General features: G+C 57.4%; 21 protein-coding genes. 7 read left to right on the forward strand and 14 right to left on the reverse strand.

Going from position 1 to position 23028, the window contains the following annotated elements; all coding sequences use genetic code 11:
* Positions 1-399 precede the first annotated feature (399 nt).
* Positions 400-861, forward strand: coding sequence for a hypothetical protein (locus tag ABEV74_RS17725; protein ID WP_430148039.1), 462 nt, complete (start codon positions 400-402; stop codon positions 859-861).
* A 109-nt stretch (positions 862-970) separates the two neighbouring features.
* Here the strand turns inward: ABEV74_RS17725 and sufB are convergent, their stop codons facing one another.
* Genes sufB through sufC form a run of 5 tightly spaced genes read right to left on the reverse strand, consistent with a single transcriptional unit; the run spans position 971 to position 6134 of the window.
* On the reverse strand, positions 971-2368 hold the full coding sequence (sufB, locus tag ABEV74_RS17730; protein ID WP_062491686.1) for a Fe-S cluster assembly protein SufB: 1398 nt from the start codon (positions 2366-2368) through the stop codon (positions 971-973).
* Positions 2369-2388: 20 nt separating this feature from the next.
* Positions 2389-2817: a Fe-S cluster assembly sulfur transfer protein SufU gene (sufU, locus tag ABEV74_RS17735; protein WP_062491684.1), complete on the reverse strand. Its 429-nt coding sequence runs from the start codon at positions 2815-2817 to the stop codon at positions 2389-2391.
* Positions 2804-4030 carry a cysteine desulfurase gene (locus ABEV74_RS17740; protein WP_430148043.1) on the reverse strand — a complete coding sequence of 409 codons (1227 nt, stop codon included), beginning with the start codon at positions 4028-4030 and terminating at the stop codon, positions 2804-2806. The genes sufU and ABEV74_RS17740 overlap by 14 nt, the downstream gene beginning before the upstream one ends.
* On the reverse strand, positions 4027-5334 hold the full coding sequence (sufD, locus tag ABEV74_RS17745) for a Fe-S cluster assembly protein SufD (RefSeq protein ID WP_430148046.1): 1308 nt from the start codon (positions 5332-5334) through the stop codon (positions 4027-4029). The genes ABEV74_RS17740 and sufD overlap by 4 nt, the downstream gene beginning before the upstream one ends.
* 20 nt (positions 5335-5354) lie before the next feature.
* Positions 5355-6134 (reverse strand): Fe-S cluster assembly ATPase SufC, encoded by a 780-nt coding sequence (sufC, locus tag ABEV74_RS17750; RefSeq protein ID WP_062491679.1) that lies wholly within the window; start codon positions 6132-6134, stop codon positions 5355-5357.
* Positions 6135-6446: 312 nt separating this feature from the next.
* Between sufC and mtnA the strand changes: the two genes are divergently transcribed.
* Positions 6447-7505: an S-methyl-5-thioribose-1-phosphate isomerase gene (gene mtnA, locus ABEV74_RS17755; protein ID WP_430148049.1), complete on the forward strand. Its 1059-nt coding sequence runs from the start codon at positions 6447-6449 to the stop codon at positions 7503-7505.
* A gap of 149 nt (positions 7506-7654) precedes the next feature.
* On the opposite strand, the gene ABEV74_RS17760 is transcribed toward mtnA, so the two are convergent.
* The gene (locus tag ABEV74_RS17760; protein ID WP_062491675.1) at positions 7655-7960 is read right to left on the reverse strand and encodes a YunC family protein; all 306 of its coding nucleotides are present in this window, start codon (positions 7958-7960) and stop codon (positions 7655-7657) included.
* Between the two features lie 306 nt (positions 7961-8266).
* Between ABEV74_RS17760 and ABEV74_RS17765 the strand changes: the two genes are divergently transcribed.
* Positions 8267-8782, forward strand: a complete 516-nt coding sequence (locus tag ABEV74_RS17765; protein WP_430148052.1) for a hypothetical protein — start codon at positions 8267-8269, stop codon at positions 8780-8782.
* Positions 8783-8796: 14 nt separating this feature from the next.
* Here the strand turns inward: ABEV74_RS17765 and ABEV74_RS17770 are convergent, their stop codons facing one another.
* The 8 genes from ABEV74_RS17770 to ABEV74_RS17805 all read right to left on the reverse strand — a co-directional run bounded on the left by ABEV74_RS17770 (position 8797) and on the right by ABEV74_RS17805 (position 17443).
* Positions 8797-10710: a putative bifunctional diguanylate cyclase/phosphodiesterase gene (locus ABEV74_RS17770; RefSeq protein ID WP_430148054.1), complete on the reverse strand. Its 1914-nt coding sequence runs from the start codon at positions 10708-10710 to the stop codon at positions 8797-8799.
* Between the two features lie 97 nt (positions 10711-10807).
* Entirely contained in the window at positions 10808-11200 is a 393-nt protein-coding gene (locus tag ABEV74_RS17775) for a DUF423 domain-containing protein (protein ID WP_062491671.1), read from the reverse strand.
* Between the two features lie 99 nt (positions 11201-11299).
* Positions 11300-12043: a nucleoside phosphorylase gene (locus ABEV74_RS17780; RefSeq protein ID WP_430148057.1), complete on the reverse strand. Its 744-nt coding sequence runs from the start codon at positions 12041-12043 to the stop codon at positions 11300-11302.
* Between the two features lie 60 nt (positions 12044-12103).
* On the reverse strand, positions 12104-12766 hold the full coding sequence (locus ABEV74_RS17785; protein ID WP_062491666.1) for a sulfite oxidase-like oxidoreductase: 663 nt from the start codon (positions 12764-12766) through the stop codon (positions 12104-12106).
* Positions 12767-12796: 30 nt separating this feature from the next.
* On the reverse strand, positions 12797-13720 hold the full coding sequence (locus ABEV74_RS17790; RefSeq protein WP_062491663.1) for an ABC transporter permease: 924 nt from the start codon (positions 13718-13720) through the stop codon (positions 12797-12799).
* A complete protein-coding gene (locus ABEV74_RS17795) occupies positions 13704-14774 on the reverse strand; it encodes an ABC transporter permease (RefSeq protein ID WP_213529072.1) in 1071 nt (356 codons plus the stop codon). Before ABEV74_RS17795 ends, ABEV74_RS17790 begins: the two co-directional genes overlap by 17 nt.
* A complete protein-coding gene (locus ABEV74_RS17800; RefSeq protein ID WP_430148124.1) occupies positions 14771-16264 on the reverse strand; it encodes an ABC transporter ATP-binding protein in 1494 nt (497 codons plus the stop codon). The genes ABEV74_RS17795 and ABEV74_RS17800 overlap by 4 nt, the downstream gene beginning before the upstream one ends.
* A gap of 132 nt (positions 16265-16396) precedes the next feature.
* On the reverse strand, positions 16397-17443 hold the full coding sequence (locus ABEV74_RS17805) for a BMP family lipoprotein (RefSeq protein ID WP_430148060.1): 1047 nt from the start codon (positions 17441-17443) through the stop codon (positions 16397-16399).
* 428 nt (positions 17444-17871) lie between these two features.
* Here ABEV74_RS17805 and yhbH point away from each other — a divergent pair, with 428 nt between their 5' ends.
* The 4 genes from yhbH (at position 17872) to ABEV74_RS17825 (ending at position 23011) form a co-directional block, all read left to right on the forward strand.
* Positions 17872-19038, forward strand: a complete 1167-nt coding sequence (gene yhbH / locus ABEV74_RS17810; RefSeq protein ID WP_430148062.1) for a sporulation protein YhbH — start codon at positions 17872-17874, stop codon at positions 19036-19038.
* Between the two features lie 156 nt (positions 19039-19194).
* Positions 19195-21075, forward strand: a complete 1881-nt coding sequence (locus tag ABEV74_RS17815; RefSeq protein WP_430148065.1) for a terpene cyclase/mutase family protein — start codon at positions 19195-19197, stop codon at positions 21073-21075.
* 82 nt (positions 21076-21157) lie between these two features.
* Positions 21158-22594: a SpoVR family protein gene (locus tag ABEV74_RS17820; protein ID WP_062491651.1), complete on the forward strand. Its 1437-nt coding sequence runs from the start codon at positions 21158-21160 to the stop codon at positions 22592-22594.
* An 84-nt stretch (positions 22595-22678) separates the two neighbouring features.
* A complete protein-coding gene (locus ABEV74_RS17825; RefSeq protein ID WP_062491648.1) occupies positions 22679-23011 on the forward strand; it encodes a hypothetical protein in 333 nt (110 codons plus the stop codon).
* Positions 23012-23028 lie beyond the last annotated feature (17 nt).

Below are 23028 nucleotides of genomic sequence, written 5' to 3' on the forward strand. Positions count from 1 at the left end.
ACAAACTATTGTACATCATCTCCGTTTAAGCCAAACAAGTAAAAATTGTATAAAATTCCTGTATTTTCGCAGGATTTTGCGCCATATTCGTCTATTCGGAACCAAATTCCTGTATTTTTGCAGCTTTTTGCTAAATCAATCTGCCGGGAGAAGGGGGCGCCTAACCAGTTTCTGTTCGTCCCATTATAAAGTACTTCTCACCGTTCGTTAAATTAAAAATAATAAACCAAGTATAGTTGAGAGATAGGAGATTATACCTATGGATCTTAACGCTTCGAAAACAATATAAACTACTTTCATTCCCATATAGTCAAATTAGGTCTTTTGTTGTAAAATAATGCCGTCTGGAAGTCCTAGTAAATACCTCGGCCGATGGGGAATTAATTCGGAGGAACTGGTATGTGGTACTGGATACTTTGGGCAATTTTAGCAGTCTGGACATTCTTCGACGCAAGGAAACGGAAAAACAATGCGATTGGTTGGACAATAGGCGTTTTTTTGATCGGTCCGATCGCGTTACCGATTTATTTTGCAAAACGGAATTTAAAAGATAAAGAAATTAGGGAAGGCGGCACCGCCTGGAACGTTCTTAAAAACTTTGCGCTTTTTTGGACTTTAACGATGGCCGTCATCATCGTTGCGGGCATGATGAGCGCAGGAGAAGTTATCGATGACGCTACTAATGGCGCGGAGCAAGCCGGAGCGATAATCGGTGCCGGTCTAGGTGTTACCATGTTGATCGTAATTTGGTTTATCATCATGGTTATTGCATTGATACTGGGATTCTTCTTAAAAAAATCAAGCATTGTGGAAAAAGGCCCTACCGGCCAGCTTGCAGCACAACAACCCGTTACGCCATAAATCAATCCCCGCCCGGCCACAATGGCCAAGCGGGGATTCGTTTATACGCACTTGAACTAAACGGTACTCGATTTAATTCCGTTCAGCCCTTGATACGCCTGAGTCTATCTTATCCGATGCTGCCTTCCATTTCGAACTTGATGAGACGGTTCATCTCGACCGCGTATTCCATCGGCAGTTCCTTCGTAAACGGCTCGATGAAGCCCATGACGATCATCTGGGTCGCTTCCGCTTCCGAAAGGCCGCGGCTCATCAGGTAGAACAGCTGATCCTCGGACACTTTGGACACCGTCGCTTCATGCTCGAGCGTAATGTTGTCGTTCATAATTTCGTTGTACGGGATCGTATCCGATGTCGATTGGTTGTCGAGAATGAGCGTATCGCATTTCACGTTTGCTTTCGATCCTTCGGCGTTCCGCCCGAACGAGGCGAGACCGCGATAGGTCACTTTGCCGCCGTGCTTGCTGATCGACTTGGAGACGATCGTCGATGTCGTATCGGGCGCGAGATGGAGCATTTTCGCCCCCGCGTCCTGGTGCTGGCCTTTGCCGGCAACCGCGATCGACAGCACCATCCCTTTGGCTCCGCGGCCTTTCAACACGACAGCAGGGTATTTCATCGTCAGCTTGGAACCGATATTGCCGTCGACCCATTCCATCGTCGCGTTCTCTTCCGCCACCGCACGCTTCGTAACGAGATTGTAAATGTTCGGCGCCCAGTTCTGAATCGTCGTATAACGGACGCGGGCGTTTTTCTTGGCGATAATTTCAACGACCGCGCTGTGCAGCGAGTTGGTGCTGTATATCGGCGCGGTGCAGCCTTCAACGTAATGCACGAAGCTGTCCTCGTCGGCGATGATCAGCGTCCGTTCGAATTGGCCCATGTTTTCCGAATTGATCCGGAAGTAAGCCTGCAGCGGAATTTCGCATTTGACGCCTTTCGGCACATAGATGAAGCTGCCGCCGGACCATACCGCGCTGTTCAGCGCTGCAAACTTGTTGTCGGCAGGCGGTACGACCGTGCCGAAATATTCTTTGAAGATGTCCGGATGCTCCCGCAGCGCCGTGTCCGTATCCATGAAGATGACGCCCTGCTTGGCGAGATCTTCCTGCATGCTGTGATAAACGACTTCGGACTCGTACTGCGCCGAGACGCCGGCGAGAAATTTCTGTTCCGCCTCCGGAATGCCCAGCTTGTCGAACGTTTCCTTAATTTCGGCGGGCACTTCCTCCCACGTCTTACCTTGCTTCTCCGACGGCTTGACATAATATTGAATATCGTTGAAGTCCAGGTCGTCGAGATTGCCGCCCCAGCGCGGCAGCGGCATTTTATTGAACTGCTCCAGCGATTTCAGCCGGAAATTCAGCATCCACTCGGGTTCATTCTTCATTTCGGAAATCGTGCGGACAACTTCCGGCGTCAACCCTTTGCCGGTCTGAAAGACCGCTTTATGCTCATCGCGGAAGCCATATTTGTACTCTTCCAATTCGGGCATCTTCTTAGCCATGGTCTAACGCCTCCCTTTCTTCAATTCATGCGTCCTTGCTCAACGCCTTTGCGCAACGCGTTCCAGGCCAGCGTCGCGCATTTGATGCGCGCCGGAAATTTGTTGACTCCGGACAGTGCCTCGATGTCTTCGTATTCCTCGAACTCAACCTCTTCTCCTTTCATCAGGGAAGAGAATCGTTCGGCCAATGCCAGCGCCTCGTCCAACGTTCGTCCTTTGACGGCCTCCGTCATCATTGATGCCGAAGACATGCTGATCGAGCAGCCTTCTCCGGTAAATTTCGCCAGCTTTACCTTCCCGTCCTGCACCTGCAGCTGAAGCGAAATCCGGTCGCCGCAAGTCGGGTTGTTCAGATTGACCGTTACGGCCTCGTCTTCCATTGTACCCCGATTACGCGGGTTTTTATAGTGATCCATAATGACCCGTCGGTACAAATCATCCAATTGCATCGCCGAAGAACTCCTTTGCCCGGAGCAGGCCTTCGGCCAACCGGTCGATATCCCGCTCCGTGTTGTACAAATAAAAACTTGCCCGAGCAGTCGCCGTAACATTCAACCAGCGCATCAGCGGCTGGCAGCAATGATGGCCGGCGCGGATGGCGATGCCCTCGGCATCGAGCACCGTCGCCACATCGTGCGGATGAATTTCGCCGAGGTTGAAGGTGACAAGACCGGTGCGATTGTGCTGCGGACCGTAAATCGTCACGCCTTCGATCGCCGACAGCCGTTCGTACGCATAATGCGCCAGCTTCTCGTTATGAGCGTTAATTTCGTCCAGCCCGATTTGTTCCAGAAAGTCGATAGCCGCCGCCAGTCCGACGGCGCCGGCGATAATCGGAGTGCCGCCCTCGAACCGCGCCGGCACATCTTTCCATGTCGATTCGTACAAATCGACATGATCGATCATCTCGCCGCCGAACTCGATCGGCTCCATCGATTCCAGCAACGCCTTTCTGCCGTACAGCGCGCCGATGCCTGTCGGACCGCACATCTTGTGCCCGGAGAAAGCGAAGAAATCGCAGTCCAGCTCCTGCACGTTGATCCGCATATGCGGCGTGCTCTGCGCGCCGTCCACGACGAGAACGGCGCCGTTGCGATGGGCGACAGCGGCAATTTCCCTGACCGGATTCACGACGCCCAGCACGTTCGAGACATGGGCCACCGAGACGATCTTCGTCCGCTCCGTAACCGTCGCTTCCACATCCGCAATCGCGATGGTGCCGTCCAGCTGAAGCGGAATATATTTAAGCTTGGCTCCGGCGGCTTTGGCCGCCTGCTGCCAAGGAATGAGATTGCTATGGTGTTCCATCGGCGTAATGACGATCTCGTCGCCTTCCCGAAGAACGGACCGGGCGTAGCTGGCGGCAACGAGGTTCAGCGCGGTCGTCGTGCCGCGGGTGAAAACAATTTCTTCGCTGCTTGCGGCGCCGACGAACCGGGCCGTTTTCTCCCTGGCTCCCTCGTACGCGTCCGTCGCCCGCGCTCCGAGCGTATGAACGCCGCGGTGAACGTTGGCATGATCGTTTTCGTAGTAACGGACGATCGCCTCGATGACGGAACGGGGCTTCTGGGAAGAAGCCGCGCTGTCCAGATAGACGAGCGGATGACCGTTGATTTCCTGCTTCAATATCGGGAACTGCGTCCGGATCTCCTCGGCGTTCATACGATCAGCTTCCTTTCAAGCAGCCGCTGCAGCTGGCTCCTTACGGCTTCCATCGGCACTTCGGATACGACCGGCGCCAAAAAGCCGTAAATGATAAGACGTTCCGCCTCCTCCTTGGAGATGCCGCGGGACATCATATAATATACCTGATCGGCGTTGACTTGCCCTACGCTGGCCGCATGGCCGGCCTTGACGTCGTCTTCGTCGATCAGCAGAATCGGATTCGCGTCGCCGCGCGCTTTCGGGCTGAGCATGAGCACTTTCTCGGTCTGCTCGCCGTTGGCTTTCGTGGCGCCTTTCTCGATCTTCGTCACGCCGTTGATAATCGCCGTCGCTTCGTCTTTCATGACGGCCCGGGTCACCATGGAGCTTGTCGAGCTGCGGCCGATATGCACCGCGCGGGTGGTGAGGCTCATCCGCTGCTGGCCGAGACCGATGCTGATCACTTTGGCATCCGAGGAAGAGCCCTGTCCTTGCAGCAGCGACTGCGTCTCGGTCAGCGTATTGCCGTCGTGCAGATCGCCGATAATCCATTCGATCCGTCCGTCCTGCTCCACAATCGCGCGGCGATTCGTCATATCGACGCCTTGATCGCTCATATGATGAACGGAAGCGACACGCACGCGCGCGCCCGGTTTGACGAACGCCTCGATAACGGAATGGTGGATGAACGGCGCCGCGCCGCCTTCGCCCGGCGTAATAGCATAGTCGACGTAAGTGACGCTGCTGCCCTTTTCCGCCACGATCACGATATGGGGCGCGAACGACGCTTCCGCGTCGTCACGGAAGTAGATGGCCTGAAGCGGCAATTCGACTTCGACATTTTTCGGTACATAAACGAACGCCCCGCCGTTCCATAGCGCGGCATGGAGCGCGTTCAGCCGGTTTTCAAACGGATCGACCGCCTGAAACAGATACGGCTTCACCAGATCGGCATGCTCCCGGCAAGCCGTTTCCAGGTCGGTGAAAATAACGCCTTTCGACTTCAACTCCTCGGCCTCGCGCACATAAGCCGCTCCCGAGTTGCGTTGCACGAGCAGGGCGCCGCCTTCGGCGGGAACGAGCTCGCGCACCTCAGCGGGCAATTCGCCGAGCCGCGCAATCCGAGCCGTCTGCTTGTAAACGCCGAATGCATCCAGATTCCAGCGATCGAGGCGCGTCTTTTCCGGCTTCGGCCACTCCAGTTCCCCTGCCCGTTCTGCGGCCTCGGCGCGAAGCTGCGCGACCCAATCCGGCTCGTTCTTCTCCCGGGACAACGTTTCGGCCAGGCCGCGGTTGATCGGAGTCGTCAATTGAATACTCATCAGGTTCATCGCTCCTTTCGTTACGCTTGGCCTACCGTTTCGTCCACGATGCCGAGCTCTTCCTTAACCCAGTCGTAGCCTTCATCCTCCAGCCGTTGGGCAAGCTCCGGACCGCCCGACTTGACGATTCTGCCCTGCATCATGACGTGCACGTAATCCGGGGTAATATAATTGAGCAAACGCTGATAGTGCGTAATAATGAGAAAACCGCGGTCTTCCGAGCGCATCGAGTTGACGCCGGCCGCGACGATTTTGAGCGCGTCGATATCGAGACCCGAGTCGATTTCGTCCAGAATGGCGATTTTCGGCTCCAGCATCATCATTTGCAAAATTTCGTTCCGCTTCTTCTCGCCGCCGGAAAATCCTTCATTCAAATAACGATGAGCGAACTCGGTGTTCATTTCCAGTTCCTTCATCTTGCTTTCCATTTGGCGGATAAACTTGATCAGCGAAATTTCGTTTCCTTCTTCGCGGCGCGCATTGATGGCGCTGCGGAGAAAGTCGGAATTCGTAACGCCCGGAATTTCGCTCGGGTACTGCATGGCCAGAAACAGACCGGCACGCGCCCGCTCGTCCACTTCCATCTCCAGCAAATTTTCGCCGTCGAGCAGCGCCGTGCCGGCAGTTACCTCATATTTCGGGTGCCCCATAAGCGCGGAAGCCAGCGTACTTTTGCCGGTACCGTTCGGCCCCATAATGGCGTGAATTTCCCCGCCTTTGATTTCGAGGTCGATGCCTTTCAATATTTCTTTATCTTCGATGGCCGCTCTCAGACCTTCGATTTTGAAATGTGTCGCCATACTCCGAATGCTCCTTCCAAAAATTCGATACTTCCAGGCTTCGCGTCACATGACGCAAGCGCAAGCCCAAGAGTGATTTTCAGTGATTCTCAATAATTATTTTATTATAATGTTTGTTATAAAGCAATGAGAAAACCATGATCGGGCTTTCCGCGGAGACGATAGCCCGCATCGTATGCGCATTTTGCCAGCCTGAAAATTTATTCCATATTAGGATGCGCCAATTGCAGGTATTCCATGCCGCAATATTATTCTATATACTTAGTAAAGGCTCCATCAAGCCGCAAACATCGCATGAGAGGATGCTGCGACATGACGACCGGTTACGCCGGGCTGCAGTCCGTCATCTGGGCGGACGATAGACTCGATCTGCTCGACCAACGGCTGCTGCCGGAGGAAATTGTTTATTTGCCGCTGACCACCGTCGAGGAAGTGTGGGAAGCGATCCGCCATTTGAAAGTCAGGGGCGCCCCCGCTATCGGAATAACCGCCGCTTACGGCGTCGTGCTGGCAAGCCGGGACGAACGGGGCGGCGTATCCGACTGGCTGGCGCGCGTATTGAAAGCGGCCGAATATTTGGCCACCTCGCGTCCGACGGCGGTCAACCTGTTCTGGGCGCTGGAGCGGATGAGCGCCAAGGCGAAGACATTGGCGGAAAGCGGCAGCGATCTGGAGACGTGCAAGCGCGAGCTGCTCGAAGAAGCCGTCGCCATTCAGCGCGAAGACGAGGAGACTTGCCGGCTGATCGGCGAGCATGCGCTGACGCTCTTGAAAGACGGAATGGGCGTACTGACGCACTGCAACGCCGGCGGACTGGCGACCGCCAAATACGGCACTGCTCTTGCTCCCATCTATCTCGCCAAAGAGCGGGGGATCGATATCCGGGTATTCGCCGACGAAACCCGGCCGGTGCTGCAGGGCGCCCGTTTGACCGCGTTCGAGCTTCAGCAAGCCGGGGTGGACGTCACCCTGATTTGCGACAATATGGCCGGCATGGTCATGTCCAAAGGCTGGGTTGACGCGGTTATCGTCGGGACCGACCGGGTGGCCGCCAACGGCGACGTCGCGAACAAAATCGGCACCTACAGCGTCGCGGTGCTGGCCAAGGCGCACGGCATTCCGTTCTATGTCGCCTGCCCGCTGTCGACCATCGATCTCGGAACGCCGACAGGCGCCGAAATTCCCATTGAGGAGCGCAGCGCCGAGGAAGTGACCGAAGGGTTCGGCAAACGAACGGCACCGCGGGGCGTCAAAGTTTTCAATCCCGCCTTCGACGTCACGCCCGCGGATTATGTAACGGCAATCATTACCGAGAAAGGCATCGTGCGTGCGCCGTTCTCCGAAAACTTGAAAAAGCTGTTCTCCACCTGACGGAAAAACCGTTCAACGCGAACGGAACCTATATTTAGCGGAAAAGGCCGGTTCCCTGCGGGAAGCCGGCCTTTTCCGCCCCCCCGGCGGGCGGATCGCCGAACGGGCGAGAGAACGGCTTCGCATTCCGCAAGGACGAAAAACCGCTGTCACGCCATTAAATGCAGCGCTTCGTAACCTTTCATTCCCGGCGCGATGCCCCGCGCTTCCGCCGCAAGCGTCACCGATTCGAGGGGCGCTTCAAACAATTCGTCAAGCGTTTTCACCCCGACCGCTCTGCCCGCCACAATGCCGCGGTCTTTCAGCCGCTCGTTCAACAGCCCCACATCCAGAGCCCCGCACATAATGTATCCGTTTTCTGTCGTCCAGACCAGAAGTGTCGTTTTCGGCAGCTTGACTTCCACTCCCAGTACTGTCCGACCGTTGTCCAATATGCGGGGAACCATTCTCATCATAGGCTCCTCCTCCTTGTGCGGCCGCATGCCGAAGCGCCGTATGCGGTATGCGCAGCCGCTTATTCACTATATGCGCTTCGGCATTTTCGGTCAGGTACAAGTGCCCTCGGACGACGACTTCGCATCCCTGCAGCGCGATAGAGACACGTTCGAAAGTCTTAAATTTTATACCCGAAATAGGACTATATGATCAGTTCTTTTGGTGGTATATTAGTATCTGTGAAAAATGCAACGACCGAAAGGAAGTGAACGGCTGCAGGCTCTCCGTTAAGCGCGAAACGCGGCGGGAACCTGAACCATACCGAAATGAAGCGACAACATTCCAAAAACAAAACGGCCTATTTGTTCAATGTCGACATTCTCGTCGAAGGCGAGACGAATGCGGTCGCGCTCGAGAAGCTGCTGAACGTGCTGAACGGGGGAAACTTCCCTGACTACCGAATCGTGTCCGGGCTGGAGAGGGGGTCTCTCATCGCGAATATGCGCGAATCGGCAGCGGAATTCCGCCCCATTCCGGTAAAGGCGGCAGCAGGCAATGCCGCACCGCCGTCCGGCGGGACGCAAGCGGCGAAAACGAAAACGGACGCCGATCAAAGCCGCGACCCGAACGGCGATCCGTCGATCAACGAGCGGATTCGCCGCTGCATCGAGGCAAAACGTCTTATACGCTTGAGTGTGAACAAAGGTTACGGCATCCGCCTGAGCATTCCGTGCCGGATTCTAAACTTCGATGAAACCGCCCAGCTTCTGACCGCCTACCATGTCGACGAGAAGCAGGTATACGCGTTCAACCTGTACGAAATCGACGAATTTTCGGAATGAACGACTAGCCGCCGTCACCCGCTTGTATAAGGACCGGATGCCTCTTTCCCGAGCATCTCGGCAATTTTATCGCCAGGTACGGGCGGGCTGCGGAAAAACCCTTGCATTTCGTCGCATCGATGCCTTTTCAAAAAACGGACCTGATCTTCCGTTTCGACGCCTTCGGCGATCACCTGAAGGTTCAGATTGTGGGCCATGGCGATAATCGCCGCGACGATTTCCGCATTTCCGGGATCATGCATAATGTCGTGAACGAACGACCGGTCGATTTTCAGACGATCGATCGGAAATTTCCTCAAATATAGAAAAGAGCTGTAGCCCGTTCCGAAATCGTCGACGCTGATGCCAACCCCAAGTCGGGCCAATTCCGACAAATGGCGCGAAACGTCGGCGGTATCCATGGCAACCGATTCGGTAATTTCCAGATCGAGATAGCGGGCGGGAAGGCCTGTGCCTTTGAGCACCGCCGCCACTTTGCCCGGCAAATTCTGGTGCATGAACTGGCGCAGCGACAAATTGACCGACACCGGAATAGCGGGAAGACCGGAATCCTGCCACGCTTTATTTTGCCGGCATGCTTCCTCCAGCACCCAATCGCCAAGCTGAACGATCATGCCGCTGTCTTCGGCAAGCGGTATGAATTCTTTCGGCTGCACGAGACCCCGCTCCGGGTGCTCCCAGCGAACAAGCGCTTCCACCCCGACCATCCGGCCGCTGTTGATCCGGTACTGCGGCTGATAGTGCAGCACGAACTCCCGGTTCCGAATCGCGCGGAACAGCTCATGCTGCAGCTTGAGACGCTCGCGCGCCGAATTGTCCCATTTGTCGGAGTAGACAAGCCCGCAATTGCGGCCGCTGTCCTTCGCCTTGACGAGCGCCGTCTCCGCGTGCCGGATGATCGCACCCGCATTCTGATTCGAATCGCGGTTCGTCGCGATGCCGATACTGGCGGTTACATGAAGCGGAAACCCCTGCACTTCGAACGGCTCTTCCAGCCGCTTGAGCAGCTCTTTGGCCCGCCGGAGCAATTCTTCTTCCGATCCCGCATCCGTAACGAGCAGCGCGAACTCGTCGCCTTCCATCCGGGCGACCGTATGATGCCCGCGGCGGCCGCACAGCAGTCGCTCGGCAATCTGGAGAAGCAGCATATCTCCAAATTCCCGGCCGAACGACGTATTGACCAGCTTGAACCGGTCGATGTTGACATAATAGACGCCGACCAGACCGCCGAACGCGGCCGATTCGTTCATCGCTTCGTCCAATTTGTCCATAAACATTCTGCGGTTAGGCAATCCGGTCATGTCGTCGTAATAAGCCATATAGCGGATGCGTTCGATCTGGCGTTTCCGTTCGCTGGCATCCATCCCGACCATGACGGTCCCGATCGTTCGTTCCCCGTCCTGTATCGGAATACATTCGATATCCCATTCGAGCGGGTATCCTTCCCGATGCATCATCCGGATTTGAAAATATTTCACGCCTTCCTCGGCTTTCTCCGTATTGCCGACCTCCTGAACGGTGCAATCAGCAAAATTTTTCAACGGATTGTCGAGCAAATCGTCCTTGCGGTAGCCGAGCAAATGGACGGCTCCCTCGCTGACGTCAACGATTTTGCCTTCGGAATCGAGCAGAATGAAGGGGGTTTTATGGCTGCGTAAAATCGTGCGCATGACGTGGTCGGATAGGGGCGGGAAATCGGAACGCGGATGAAGCGGGACGGAAGCGAACCGGCGACGCCGCAGCATGAGGATGCAAGCGGCAAGCGAAATAGCCGTCACGCTTGAGGAAAGAGCTACGGCGGCTTTGGCCGGCAGCGCGAATGCGGCGGCGCCGACCGAAAGCAACGCCGCCGATGCGGTAAAGGCAAAGGTATCCGGAACGAGACGTTGATGTTTGTCATTTTTCAACCGATCGGGCTGTTTCTTCATCCTCAGGCCTCCCCACTCGCTCAAAAGCCTAAAAGCATATGCGGACAAGTTTCATTATAGAGGAAGAGACCTGATCGGGACAGACATTTTTTAATCGTTACGCGGAGTTCCGCTTCTGCGAACCCCAGGCGGCCGCTGCCGTCAAAGCCCAGGCCGCAATAAAGGCGACGCCGCCAAACGGCGTAATGATGCCCAGTTTGCTGAAGCCGGTCAGCGACAGGATGTAGAGGCTGCCGGAAAAGAGAATAATGCCGGCGTGCATCAGGCGGCCGGCGAGCAGCAAACGCCGCGGTTCGTTCAGTTTGCCGGCCAGCAATGACAGCAGAAAAAGCCCGATCGCATGATACATCTGATAGCGCACGCCTGTTTCGAACACGGCCAGATAATCCGCACTCAGCTTGTCTTCCAGACCGTGCGCGGCGAACGCGCCGAGCGCCACCGCGAGCAATGCGTGAATGGCCCCGTATGCCGCATACCGGGGAAACATCATCGTCTTCACATCCTCCTGTACGTTGTAGTCGGTCACATTATAGCACAACGCGGCGGAGGCCCCAATGAACAGACGGTTACAAATTCGTGTACGAGCCGCTTACTTCAGCGCATCGCGCTTGGCGAGCGAGGACGCCGCCTTTAACGCGATCTCGATTTCCCGCTCAACCGCACGGGAAACCGCGTCCGTATGCGGATCGTATTCCGCGGCCAGATCGTTGTCGGCGAATCCGTCAACGGCCAGTATCGCGCCGGCCCGCGCTCCGCGAAGCGAGGAAACGACGTAGAGGGCGGCGATTTCCATTTCCACCGCAAGGATGCCGGCCTGCTTGTACGTTTTATGAGGCAGTTCGAGAACGCCGGTAAAGAAGGCATCGTAGCATACGGTCATCCCTTTGCGCACCGCTCCGTCGCCGGGCACTTCCCGCGCGGCTTCGGCAAGAGCGGCGACCACTTCCGCGTCGGCGACGGCGGGAAAGCCTTGCGGCACCAGCTGCTTCGTCAATCCTTCCTCGCGCGCCGCCGCGGTGCTGATCACGAGGCTGCCCGCCGGCAGATCGGCCTGGTAGGAACCGCATGTTCCGACGCGAATGAGCGTCTTGACGCCGGCCCGGATCAGCTCCTCGAAGCAGACCGCCGCTCCCGGCGAGCCGACGCCGTGGCTGACGACCGCCAGCTGCACGCCGTCGTAAGTGCCGACGAACGTCCGGTATTCCCGGGCGAAGGACAGCTCCCGCACAGGTTCAAGCTTCCTCGCGATCGCCTCGGCCCGCCTGGGATCGCCGCAAACGATCGCATAGGGCGGCATATCTTCGGAATGAATTTGCAATATCGGCAAATACACAACCTTCCACTCCTTCAAATGAACGATGAATTTCGATCGCCGCCCGCCGGCGGCCGATTGTCAATCGTACTCTTTCTTCTCCCACTCGTCCTCGGGAATCGGCAGCGCCTCGCCGGAAAACCGCTGTTCGCGGAACGGGTCGGCATAATTGTGGAAGCCGCGGACTTCCCAGTATCCGGGACGGTCCTCCCGCATAAATTCGATGCCGCGCAGCCATTTCGGACTTTTCCAGAAATAGAGATGCGGCACGACAAGGCGAAGCGGCCAGCCGTGCTTCGGGGTAAGCGGCTTGCCGTCGTACCGGTAGGCGAGCAGCACGTTGTCCCGCATCAGATCGGCGAGCGGCACGTTCGTCTCATAATCGTAATCCGCGTGCAGCATAACGTAACGCGCTTCCGGCTTCACTTTCAACGTGGCAACAAAATCGCGGAAACGGATGCCTTCCCATACCGTATCGAGCTTGCTCCAGCGGGTGACGCAATGAATGTCCACGGTCACCTTCGCAGATGGCAGCCGCTCAAGCTCCGCGAAGGAAAACGTGCGCTCCTCCTCGACTTCGCCGAATACGCGCAAATCCCATTCGTCCAGATTGTATTCCGGCACTTCCCCTTCGTGCAAAATCGGGAATTTCTCCGTCACGATTTGCCCCGGGGGGACCCGGTCCGACAATTCCGGCGCGACGGGCCCGACTTTCATATTGCGAATGCGGTCGGCTTTGTTCATCGTGCACTACCTCCTGTCCGTTTCGGTCTGTTAACGCGAGCTTCCGGCTTTGCCGGAGGCTTCCTCGAACGTATTTTTGTCCTTGAAGAAGAAAAGCGCGATAAAGGTGACGACATACGGCACCATCATCGTAAATTGCGTCGGCAGCGAAAAGCCTTGCAGCCGGATGCTGAGCGCATCCATCAGACCGAAGAAGACGCTGGCGGCCATCACCCCGAACGGCGTCGACTGGCCGAGCATCATGGCGACGAGCGCGATAAAGCCTCGCCCGGCCGTCATCCCTTCGGTGAACAGCGTCAGCTGGCCGAGCGACAGCTGCGCGCCGGCAAGACCGCACAGCGCGCCGGAGGCCAGCACGGCGGCATACCGGTAGCGGGCAACGCGCATGCCCATGCTTCTTGCCGCGGCCGGATTTTCCCCGATCGCCAGCAGACGGAATCCCGAAACGGTTTTGTACATGTACCAAAACAGAACCACGACAAGCGCGAAGCTTAAAAAGACGATCGGCGAATGTCCCGACAGGATAGGGCCGACAACCGGAATGTCGCGCAGAAGCGGAATGTCCCATTTCGGAAGCCCGACCATATTTTTGTCATAAAAGGTGCCTTTTACGCCGAACAAAGCGCGCAGCAAAAACGTCGTCAATCCCAAAGCCAGCATATTCATCGCGATGCCGACGACAATTTCGTTCGCCTGCAGATGGATGCTCAAATAGCCGAACAGCAGCGAATACAGCATGACGCAGAGGATGGCGAACAACACGGCCAGCAGCACGTTGCCGAACATGTAGTTGCCGGCGACCGCGGAGAAAGCGCCGAGCAGCACGAAACCTTCCAGGCCGACATTGAACAGGCCGACCCTCGCGCACAGCATACCGCCGAGCGCCGCCAGCAAAATCGGCGCGATCATCCGGATCGTCGAATTCAGCAATGACAGGTCAAACAGCTGCTCCATCGGTCGTCCTCCCCTTTCTGCGGCGCTTCAGCCAGCCGATTCCGAGCTTGGCCGAGACGAACAGCACGACGGTCGCCTGAATGACGCTGGCGACTTCGAGCGGTACCTCGGTATTGCGTTCCAGTCCCATAGCCCCCGTCTGCAGGGCAGCCAGCAAAATTGCCGCAAGCGCCGCGCCGATCGGATGCGATCCGGCGATCAGCGCGGCCATCAGTCCGGACCAGGCATAGCCCGGCGTCGTCAAGGCTCCGTCCAAATAACGGTACTGCATGCCGAGCACCTCCGAAACGCCGGCCAGTCCGGCCAGGCAGCCGCTGATGAACAGGCCGGCCACCAGCATCGGCCCCCGCCGGATGCCGCCGTACGCGGCAAACAGCGGATTGCTGCCGATCATGTTGAATTGGTAGCCGTACACCGTATGTTTCATGATGACATAAACGATAACGGTCGCCGCGACAGCCAGCCAGAAACCCGCGTGCAGGCTCGATCCCGCGAACAGCTTCGGCAGCCAGGCGGACGGATCGATCATCTCCGTTTGCGGCAGCGCCGCGGAACCGGTATTGTCTTTGAACGGGACGGTGACGAGATAAGCGGCGAAATACGTCGCGATATAATTCATCAGCAGCGTCGAGATGAGCAGATTGATACGAAAACGCGCGTTCAACCAGCCCGCGAACGCCGCCCACAAACCGCCGGCCGCCATGCCGGCGGCAATCGCCGCGACCAGCCGCACAGGGCCCGGCGCCGGCAAATAGAGCGCCGTAAGCGCGGCGGAGATGCCGCCCAGCACCATCTGTCCTTCCGCGCCGAGGTTGAAGAAGCCGGCGCGGAAGGCGAGCGACAGGCCGACGGCGATCAGCAAAATCGGAATCGCCCGGGTCAGGGTGTTCGTAAAATAGTAGAAATTGCCGAATGCGCCCCGCCACAGCTCGATATAAGCCTCCGCGACCGAACCGCCGACCAGCGCGACGGCAACCGCCAAGGCGGCAAGCCCGATCGCGATCGCCGCGAGCGGCTGAACGAGCGCGGACGCCCGCTGTTTCCACACGTTCATGATGCCCCTCCCCCGGCCATCAGCCGGCCGATCTGTTCTTCCGTCGCCGTAAGTCCGTCCACTTCGCCGACAATGCGTCCTTCGAACATGACGAGAATCCGGTCCGACAGCTTCATAATTTCCGACAGCTCCGAAGAAATGAGCAGAACGGCTCCGCCGCCGTTCCGCTTTTCCAGCAGCTTGTCATGAATAAATTCCATGGCGCCGATATCGACGCCCCGGGTCGGCTCGGCGGCAAGGAGAAACGGCGTCTGCTGCGCCATCTCCCGCGCGACGATCAGCTTCTGCAAATTGCCGCCGGACAGATGCTGCGCTTTCTCCTCCAGCGAAGACGTCTTGACGCCGTACTTCCCGATCCACTCCGCGACAAGCGAAGCGATCGTCCGCTTGCGCAGCCAGCCCGAACGGTGCAGCCGCCGGTGATGGCCCATCATCGCATTTTCGCGCACCGAAGCGTCCTTGGCCGCTCCCCACATATAGCGGTCTTCCGGGATATGGGCGAGCCCGGCGTCGCGAACCGCCCCCGGCGGCAGACCGGCGATATCGCGGCCGAGCAGCCGGATTTCGCCTTCGTGAACCGGTCCAAGCCCGCTGATCGCCTGAATCAGCTCGGTCTGGCCGTTGCCCGATACGCCCGCGATGCCGACGATTTCACCCGCTTTCACTTCAAAGCTGACGCCGTCCACAAGCGGCTTGCCGGCGCCCTTTACCGTCAGCCCGCTGACCGTCAGCACCGAATTGCCCGGCCGGGAAGCCGACTTCACCGGATCGGCCAGCTCGCGTCCGACCATCAGCTTGGAGATGCCGGCAATCGTCGCATCCTTCTTCTCCAGCGTGCCGGTCACACGCCCGCCGCGGAGCACCGTAATGCGGTCGGCCACCTCCATCACCTCGTGCAGCTTGTGCGTGATGAGCACAATGCTTTTGCCTTGCGACGCCAACATGCGGATCGCCTGGAGCAGCTCCTTCACTTCGAGCGGCGTCAGCACCGCTGTCGGCTCGTCCAATATAATGATATCCGCTCCCTGATACAGCACCTTCAAAATTTCGATGCGCTGCTGCATGCCGACGGAGTAGGCCGACGCCTTGCGCAGCGGATCGAGCGGCATGCCGTACTTTTGGCCGAGCTCCCGCACCCGTTCGGCCGCAGCCGCGCGGTCGAAGCGGATGCCCTTGGACGGTTCGGAGCCGGCGACAACGTTTTCAGCCACCGTAAAGGACGGAAACAGCATAAAATGCTGGTGCACCATCCCGATCCCATTCGCAATCGCGTCGGACGGATTGGCGAACGACACCTCTTTCCCCCGCAGCTTGATCACGCCCGAGGTCGGCCTCTCCATCCCGTACAAAATGCGCATCAGCGTCGTTTTGCCGGCTCCGTTCTCGCCTACGACCGCGTGCACTTCGCCGGCGCGAACGTTCAAGTCGATATCGCGGTTGGCGACCAAATCGCCGTATACTTTCGTAATCCGTTCCATTTGAAGCAACATCACTATGCTTTTTCCCCTTTCAGCGGAGAATGCGCCGACCGACTGCGATGCATCGCAGCCGGCCGGCGCTGTCCATTCCGCTTGTCCGTCCGCAGCGAGCGGGCAAGCGCAAACCAATCGTTACATGTCAAATTATTGCTGTTTCAGCGGATTATTCACCGTCAACTCGCCGGAGACAATTTTATCCTTCAATTCCTTCACTTTGTCGATGTTCTCCTGGCCGATAAACGGATTCAGCGGCGTAGCCGATTCATGCGTAACGTACGTGACGCCGACGCCGTTCTCCTTCAAGCCGTAATCGACGGCAACGCCGGTCTCGAAATTGCCTTCGACGAAAGCTTTGACCGTCTCGTAAGCGGCGGCGTCCGTTCCTTTCAGCTGGGACAAAATGATATGGTCGGGATCGGTGCCGGTGTGGTCCATATCCTGTCCGGAGGTGTAGAAGTTTTTCTCCTTCGCCGCCTCGAACACGCCGTAGTCTCCGGCCGCCGACGCGCCGGCGATGAAGTCGGCCCCTTGCGAATGCTGCAGCAGCGCCAGCTCCTTCGCTTTCGCCGGATCGTTGAAGGCGTTGGCGCCGCCGACGTAATTGATGATGAACTTCGCGTCCGGATTCGTCGACTTCAGTCCTTCCTCGAACGGTACGGTATACTTCTTGAGCAGCGGAATGTCGTCCGCCGCCACCATGCCGACTGTGCCCGATTTCGTAATGAGGCCGGCCAGCGCACCCATCAGATACGACGCTTCATATTCCCGGAATACGACGCTGCGTACGTTCGGCATATCGACCACCGTGTCGATGATCGCGAATTTCTGATCCGGATTTTCCGCCGCAAGCTTCTTCAGCGCGTCTTCCGCCTGGAACGTCGACGTGATGATCAGATCGTATTTGTCGGCTACCGCCGAGCGGAGGTTTTGCTCCAGCGCGTTCGCATCGGTCGATTCGATCGTTTTGACCGTTACGCCGAACTCCTCGCCCGCTTTCCGAAGCCCTTCGTCCATCAGTTGGAAGAACGGGTTGACCCCGATTTTTTCCGGCAGAATGAGCGCAATTTTCGTCTCTTTATTTGCATCCGAGCCGTTCCCGCCGGAAGCCCCCTGTTCCTCTTGTGCCTTGCCACCGCCGCATGCCGTCAGAAAGACCGCAAGGGCAATGAATACGAGCCATATTTTTTTCATTGTAATCCAATCTCTCCTTGTCTATTATCCTATACTTCATCCTACCGAATACCCGAACATTAGTCAACACGACTTTGTCGAAATAGTTATCATTTTGTCGAATTCCCGAACATTTCGCTCAATAATCGATCTTACGTACCTTTTTCATCAAATCGCCTCCGAAACGTCGTCCCTGCTGCCTGCCAAGCGTCTTTGCCGTAAAAGCAAACCATTAAAAACAAAGCATAATAATCGGATATCTCGGTATTATTCTTTCATTCGACATCCTTTTTCTATTATCCTTCCAAAGTCTCAAAACTTTTTTTGTGAGACAGCCGCGTCGGGGCGATTTTGTCTCACATAACCGCAAGTGACTTGAATATATTGATTAACAAGCCTGCCATTCTCCGAATTCAGGGCAAGGTATACGGCGAGGAGGTGGATCACAGATGGAGTTTGAGTCCGCAAGACGGCATTCGTTCATCGTTTCTCGCGAGGATTGGTCGCTGCACCGCAAAGGGTATCAGGATCAGGCGCGCCATCAGCAAAAAGTGCGCGAAGCGATCAAGCAAAACCTTCCGGATTTGATATCGGAAGAAAGCATTGTTTTGTCCGACGGCAAGCAAATCATCAAAGTACCGATCCGCAGCCTGGACGAGTATCGCTTCATTTATAACTACAATAAAAGCAAGCATGTCGGACAGGGCGACGGGGACAGCCAGGTCGGAGACGTGCTGGGGGTCGATCCGTCGGCGCGCAAAGGCGGAGCCGGCGAAGGAGCGGGCGATCAGCCGGGCGAAGACGTCGTGGAGGCGGACATCAGTCTGGCCGATCTCGAATCCATGCTGTTCGAGGAGCTGGAGCTGCCCTATCTGCAGCAAAAAGACAAAGATCAGATCGAAATTACCGATATCCGCTTCAACGACATCCGCAAGAAAGGGATCATGTCCAACATTGACAAAAAGCGGACCATCCTTGAAAATTTGCGCCGCAACGCAACGGCCGGACAGCCCGGCATCCACGGCATATCGCCCGACGATCTGCGCTACAAAACGTGGGAGGAAATTGTAAAGCCGCAATCGAACGCCGTCATTCTGGCGATGATGGACACTTCGGGATCGATGGGGTCTTTCGAAAAATATTGCGCGCGCAGCTTCTTCTTCTGGATGACCCGATTTTTAAGGCGGCAGTATGAGAAAGTCGACATCGTGTTTATCGCACACCATACCGAGGCCAAAGAAGTGTCCGAAGAAGAATTTTTTACGCGCGGCGAAAGCGGCGGCACGATCTGCTCCTCCGCTTATGTCAAAGCGCTCGAAATTATCGACAGCCGCTATCCGCCGTCGCTTTACAACATCTATCCGTTCCATTTTTCCGACGGCGACAATTTGACCAGCGACAACGAACGGTGCGTCCGGCTGATCAAGGAGATGCTGACGCGGGCCAACATTTTCGGCTATGGCGAAGTAAACCAGTACAACCGCAACAGCACGCTGATGACGGCGTATAAAAACATCAATCTGCCCCGGTTCCTGTATTATGTCATTCGCGAAAAAAACGAAGTGTACGCCGCGTTGAAAACATTTTTCAAGAAGCAGCCGGAAGGCGCGGTTTGAACCGAACGCCCGAACGCGAGCGACAGCCGGCAGCCGCAGCAGCCGGGGCCGTTCCCTTTTGGCGATCGCGCAGGAAGCGTGGAAAAGATCATCTAACCGGCGTTCCGCCCGCATATATATAACCTAAAAACGACGTGTGCGAAAGGCGGGAGATGCATGACGCTGCGGAACATGCGGCAGGAGATCGGCCGGCTTGCCGGCGAGCTGATCGCTCTCCAGGCCGATGACGGCTCTTGGCGATTCTGCCTGGATAGCGGCATATCGGGCGACGCTTTCCTCATCGCGCTGCTGCGCGCCCAGAAGTGGGAGGAACCGCAGCTCATGCGGGCGCTGGCCGCCCGGATTGCCGCCCGCCAGGAAGCCGACGGCTCCTGGAAACGATATCCCGACGAGCCGGTCGGCAATTTGGAGGCGACGGTCGAAGGCTACTACGCGCTGCTCTTGTCCGGGCTGCACCATGAACGGGAAGAGCGGCTCGCCCGCGCCAGAGCGTTTATTATCGGCAAAGGCGGCCTCGGACAGGTACGGTCGATGCTGACCCAGGTGCTGCTGGCCGCAACCGGTCAGGCGGAATGGCCCGGATCGCTTCGCCTTCCCATCGAGTTTCTGCTCGCCCCTGTCTGGTTCCCGGCCAATCTGTTCGATCTGTCCGGACACGCCAGAGTCCATCTCGTACCGATCATGATGATGGCTTCCCGGCAGTATGCGGCCGGCTCGTCCGATCTCCCCGACCTTTCCTCTCTGTTTCTCGGCGGCAGCCGCAAATTCGAGCACGACGGCGGCTGGCTCGCCCGGCTCATGAAGCTGCTCAGTCATCTTCCGCTCCCCGCTTCCCCGCTGCAGGGCGCGTCCATGCGCAAAGCCGAGACGTTCCTTCTGGAGCGGATCGAACCGGACGGCACGCTGCTTACCTTCCCGACGGCCACCATCTTGATGATGTTCGCCCTGGAAGCCAAGGGCTACGACCGGGAATCGGAAGTGATGAAACGGGCGCTGGCCGGCGTCAAGTCGGTCGTCTGGCACGACGAGCCGGCTGGCGAAGCCCATCTGCAGCTGGCCACGTCGACGCTGTGGGATACGGCGCAGCTCGCCGTGGCGCTGCAGGAAGCCCGCCTGCCGGAAGCGCGCCCCGCGCTGGAACGCGCAGCCGGCTATATCCTGGAACGGCAGCAGTCGTCCTACGGCGACTGGAAGCTGCGCAATCCCGGCGTGAAGCCGGGGGGCTTCGGCTTCTCCGACGTCAATACGCTCTACCCGGACACCGACGACACGGCCGCCGCATTGCGAGCGGTGCGAGCCTCGGCGAATCGGGACCTGGCCCAGCGCGCCCGTTGGCAAGACGGACTCCGCTGGCTGATCACGATGCAGAACGACGACGGCGGCTGGCCGGCCTTCGAGCGGGGCGTCGATCATCCGCTGATCGCATCGGCGATTCCGTTCGAAGGCTCCAAATCGATCGTGCTCGATCCTTCCGAGCCCGATCTTACGGCGCGCGTCGTCGTCTTCCTGTGCCGGACGCCCGGCCTGACCGGCAACCGGGAAGCCGTACAGCGCGCCGTCGATTGGCTGCTCGGCATGCAGAAGCCGGACGGCAGCTGGAAAGGCCGCTGGGGCATCTGCTTCGTCCACGGCACAGCCGCCGTCATTCAAGCGCTGCTGGCGGCCGGCGTGCCGGCCGATCATCAGGCGGTGCAGCTGGCGCTTCGCTGGCTGCTGGACGTCCGCAGCGGCGACGGCGGCTGGGGCGAATCGTGCGCCAGCGACGAAGCGGGCCGGCACGTCGCGCTGCGGGCATCGACACCGACGCAAACGGCATGGGCGCTGGAGGCGCTCATCGAGGCGTACGATCGGCCGATTCCGGAGATCGATGCGGGCATCGAGTGCCTGATCCGGCTGCTGCACGAGAACGACTGGCGGGCATCGTATCCGACAGGCGGCGGCCTTCCCGGCAGTCTGTATCTCCGTTACCATAGCGACAGGTATAGCTGGCCGCTGCTGGCGCTCGCCAAGTACCGCAACAAGTACGGGGATGTGTAATACGGGCCTCTGCCGCCGCATCGGCTGCCGCTGTCTTTCATACTAATGGGGTAAACGCAATTTCCGTACGGAGGGATGACGGATGAATCAGGAGGAGATCCGCGAACTGGAGCGCGCAATCGACGAAATTACGGAAATCGCACAAGGATTCGGACTCGATTTTTACCCGATGCGCTATGAAATATGTCCCGCGGACATTATTTATACATTCGGCGCTTACGGCATGCCGACGCGCTTCAGCCACTGGAGCTTCGGCAAGACGTTCCATAAAATGAAAATGCAGTACGATTTCGGCCTGAGCAAAATTTACGAGCTCGTCATCAATTCCAACCCGTGCTACGCCTTCCTGCTGGAAGGCAATTCGCTCATTCAGAACAAACTGATCGTCGCCCATGTGCTCGCGCATTGCGATTTTTTCAAAAACAACGCCCGCTTCGCCGCGACCAACCGGTTCATGGTCGAAAGCATGTCGGCAACGGCCGAACGCATTCAGCAATACGAGACCGAACACGGCGCGGAGAAGGTGGAGCGATTCATCGACGCCGTGCTGGCGATTCAGGAGCATGTCGATCCGACCATCATCAAGCCGTACCAGTTGGACAAACAACGGTATATCAGTCTGCTGAAGAAGGAGAAGAAGCGGTCGGTCCAGACAGCCTTCCGGAGCGAATACGAAGATCTGTGGTCGCTCGACGACGATGAACGCGACCGGGAGGAAGAGAAGAAGGAAACCGACCTTTTCCCGCCCAAGCCGGAAAAAGATATGCTCTGGTTTATCGAGGAATATTCGACCGTACTGGAGGACTGGCAGCGCGATGTCATGTCGATGCTGCGCGACGAGATGCTTTATTTCTGGCCGCAAATCGAGACGAAGATCATGAACGAAGGCTGGGCTTCCTACTGGCACCAGCGCATCATCCGCGAGCTGGACCTGACAAGCGAGGAAACGATCGAGTTCGCCAAGCTGAATTCCGCCGTTGTTCAGCCTTCCCGCCATACGCTGAATCCGTATTATCTCGGGCTGAAAATTTTCGAGGACATCGAGCGGCGATGGGATAATCCGACGAAAGAGGAACGGGAACGGCTGGGCCGCGAGCCGGGACGGGGACGGGAAAAAATTTTCGAAGTGCGCGAATACGAATCGGACATTTCGTTCATCCGCAACTATTTGACGAAGGATCTGGTGAAAGACCTCGACCTGTATGTGTTTGAGAAGAAAGGTCCGGAATGGAAAATTACCGACAAGACATGGGAAAATATCCGCGACCAGCTCGTATTCTCACGCGTCAACGGCGGCTTCCCGAGCATCGTCGTCCAGGACGGCGATTTCAATCGGAACGGCGAGCTGTACTTGAAGCATCTGTACGAAGGCGTCGAGCTGGATTTGAAATATGTGGAGCGGACGCTCCCTTATATCGTGCAGCTATGGGGCAAAACGGTCCATCTGGAGACGGTCGTCGAAGACAAACGCATCGTATTCAGCATGGACGGCAAGAAGACGAGCCGAAAATTTTTGTAAAGGCCGGGCTCCTGTTTCAATCCTGCGTATTCCGGGTATGTAAAAAGTACCACAGGGGGCATCCCCGGAATCGAGGTGAGGAGGATGGAAACTCTGTTTATCGCGCTCGGTATCGCCGCTCTGATCGTGCTGGCTGCCGTCTTGTCCGGCGGCAAGTGGCGAACGATCCGGACCGCGAGAACGGACAATGCGGATGAACTGCAAACGCGCAGCGCCTATCTCGTTGACAAAGGCGTCCGGAACCGTCTCAAAACGAGCGATACGGCAGTACCGCAAGCCGGAATCGCAAGCGGCAACCGCATGTCCGCCGGCGGCATCATCCATCTGCAAGTGCACCCGAAGGACAAAGACCGAGCGAACGAGCTGCTTCAAAAATTCGACAGCGAATACAGGCTGAAAAACAAACCGATATTGTAAAGAATTCAGGCCCGGCA

This window comes from Paenibacillus cisolokensis, from assembly GCF_050481165.1.
Taxonomy (GTDB): Bacteria; Bacillota; Bacilli; order Paenibacillales; family Paenibacillaceae; genus Paenibacillus_AH; species Paenibacillus_AH cisolokensis.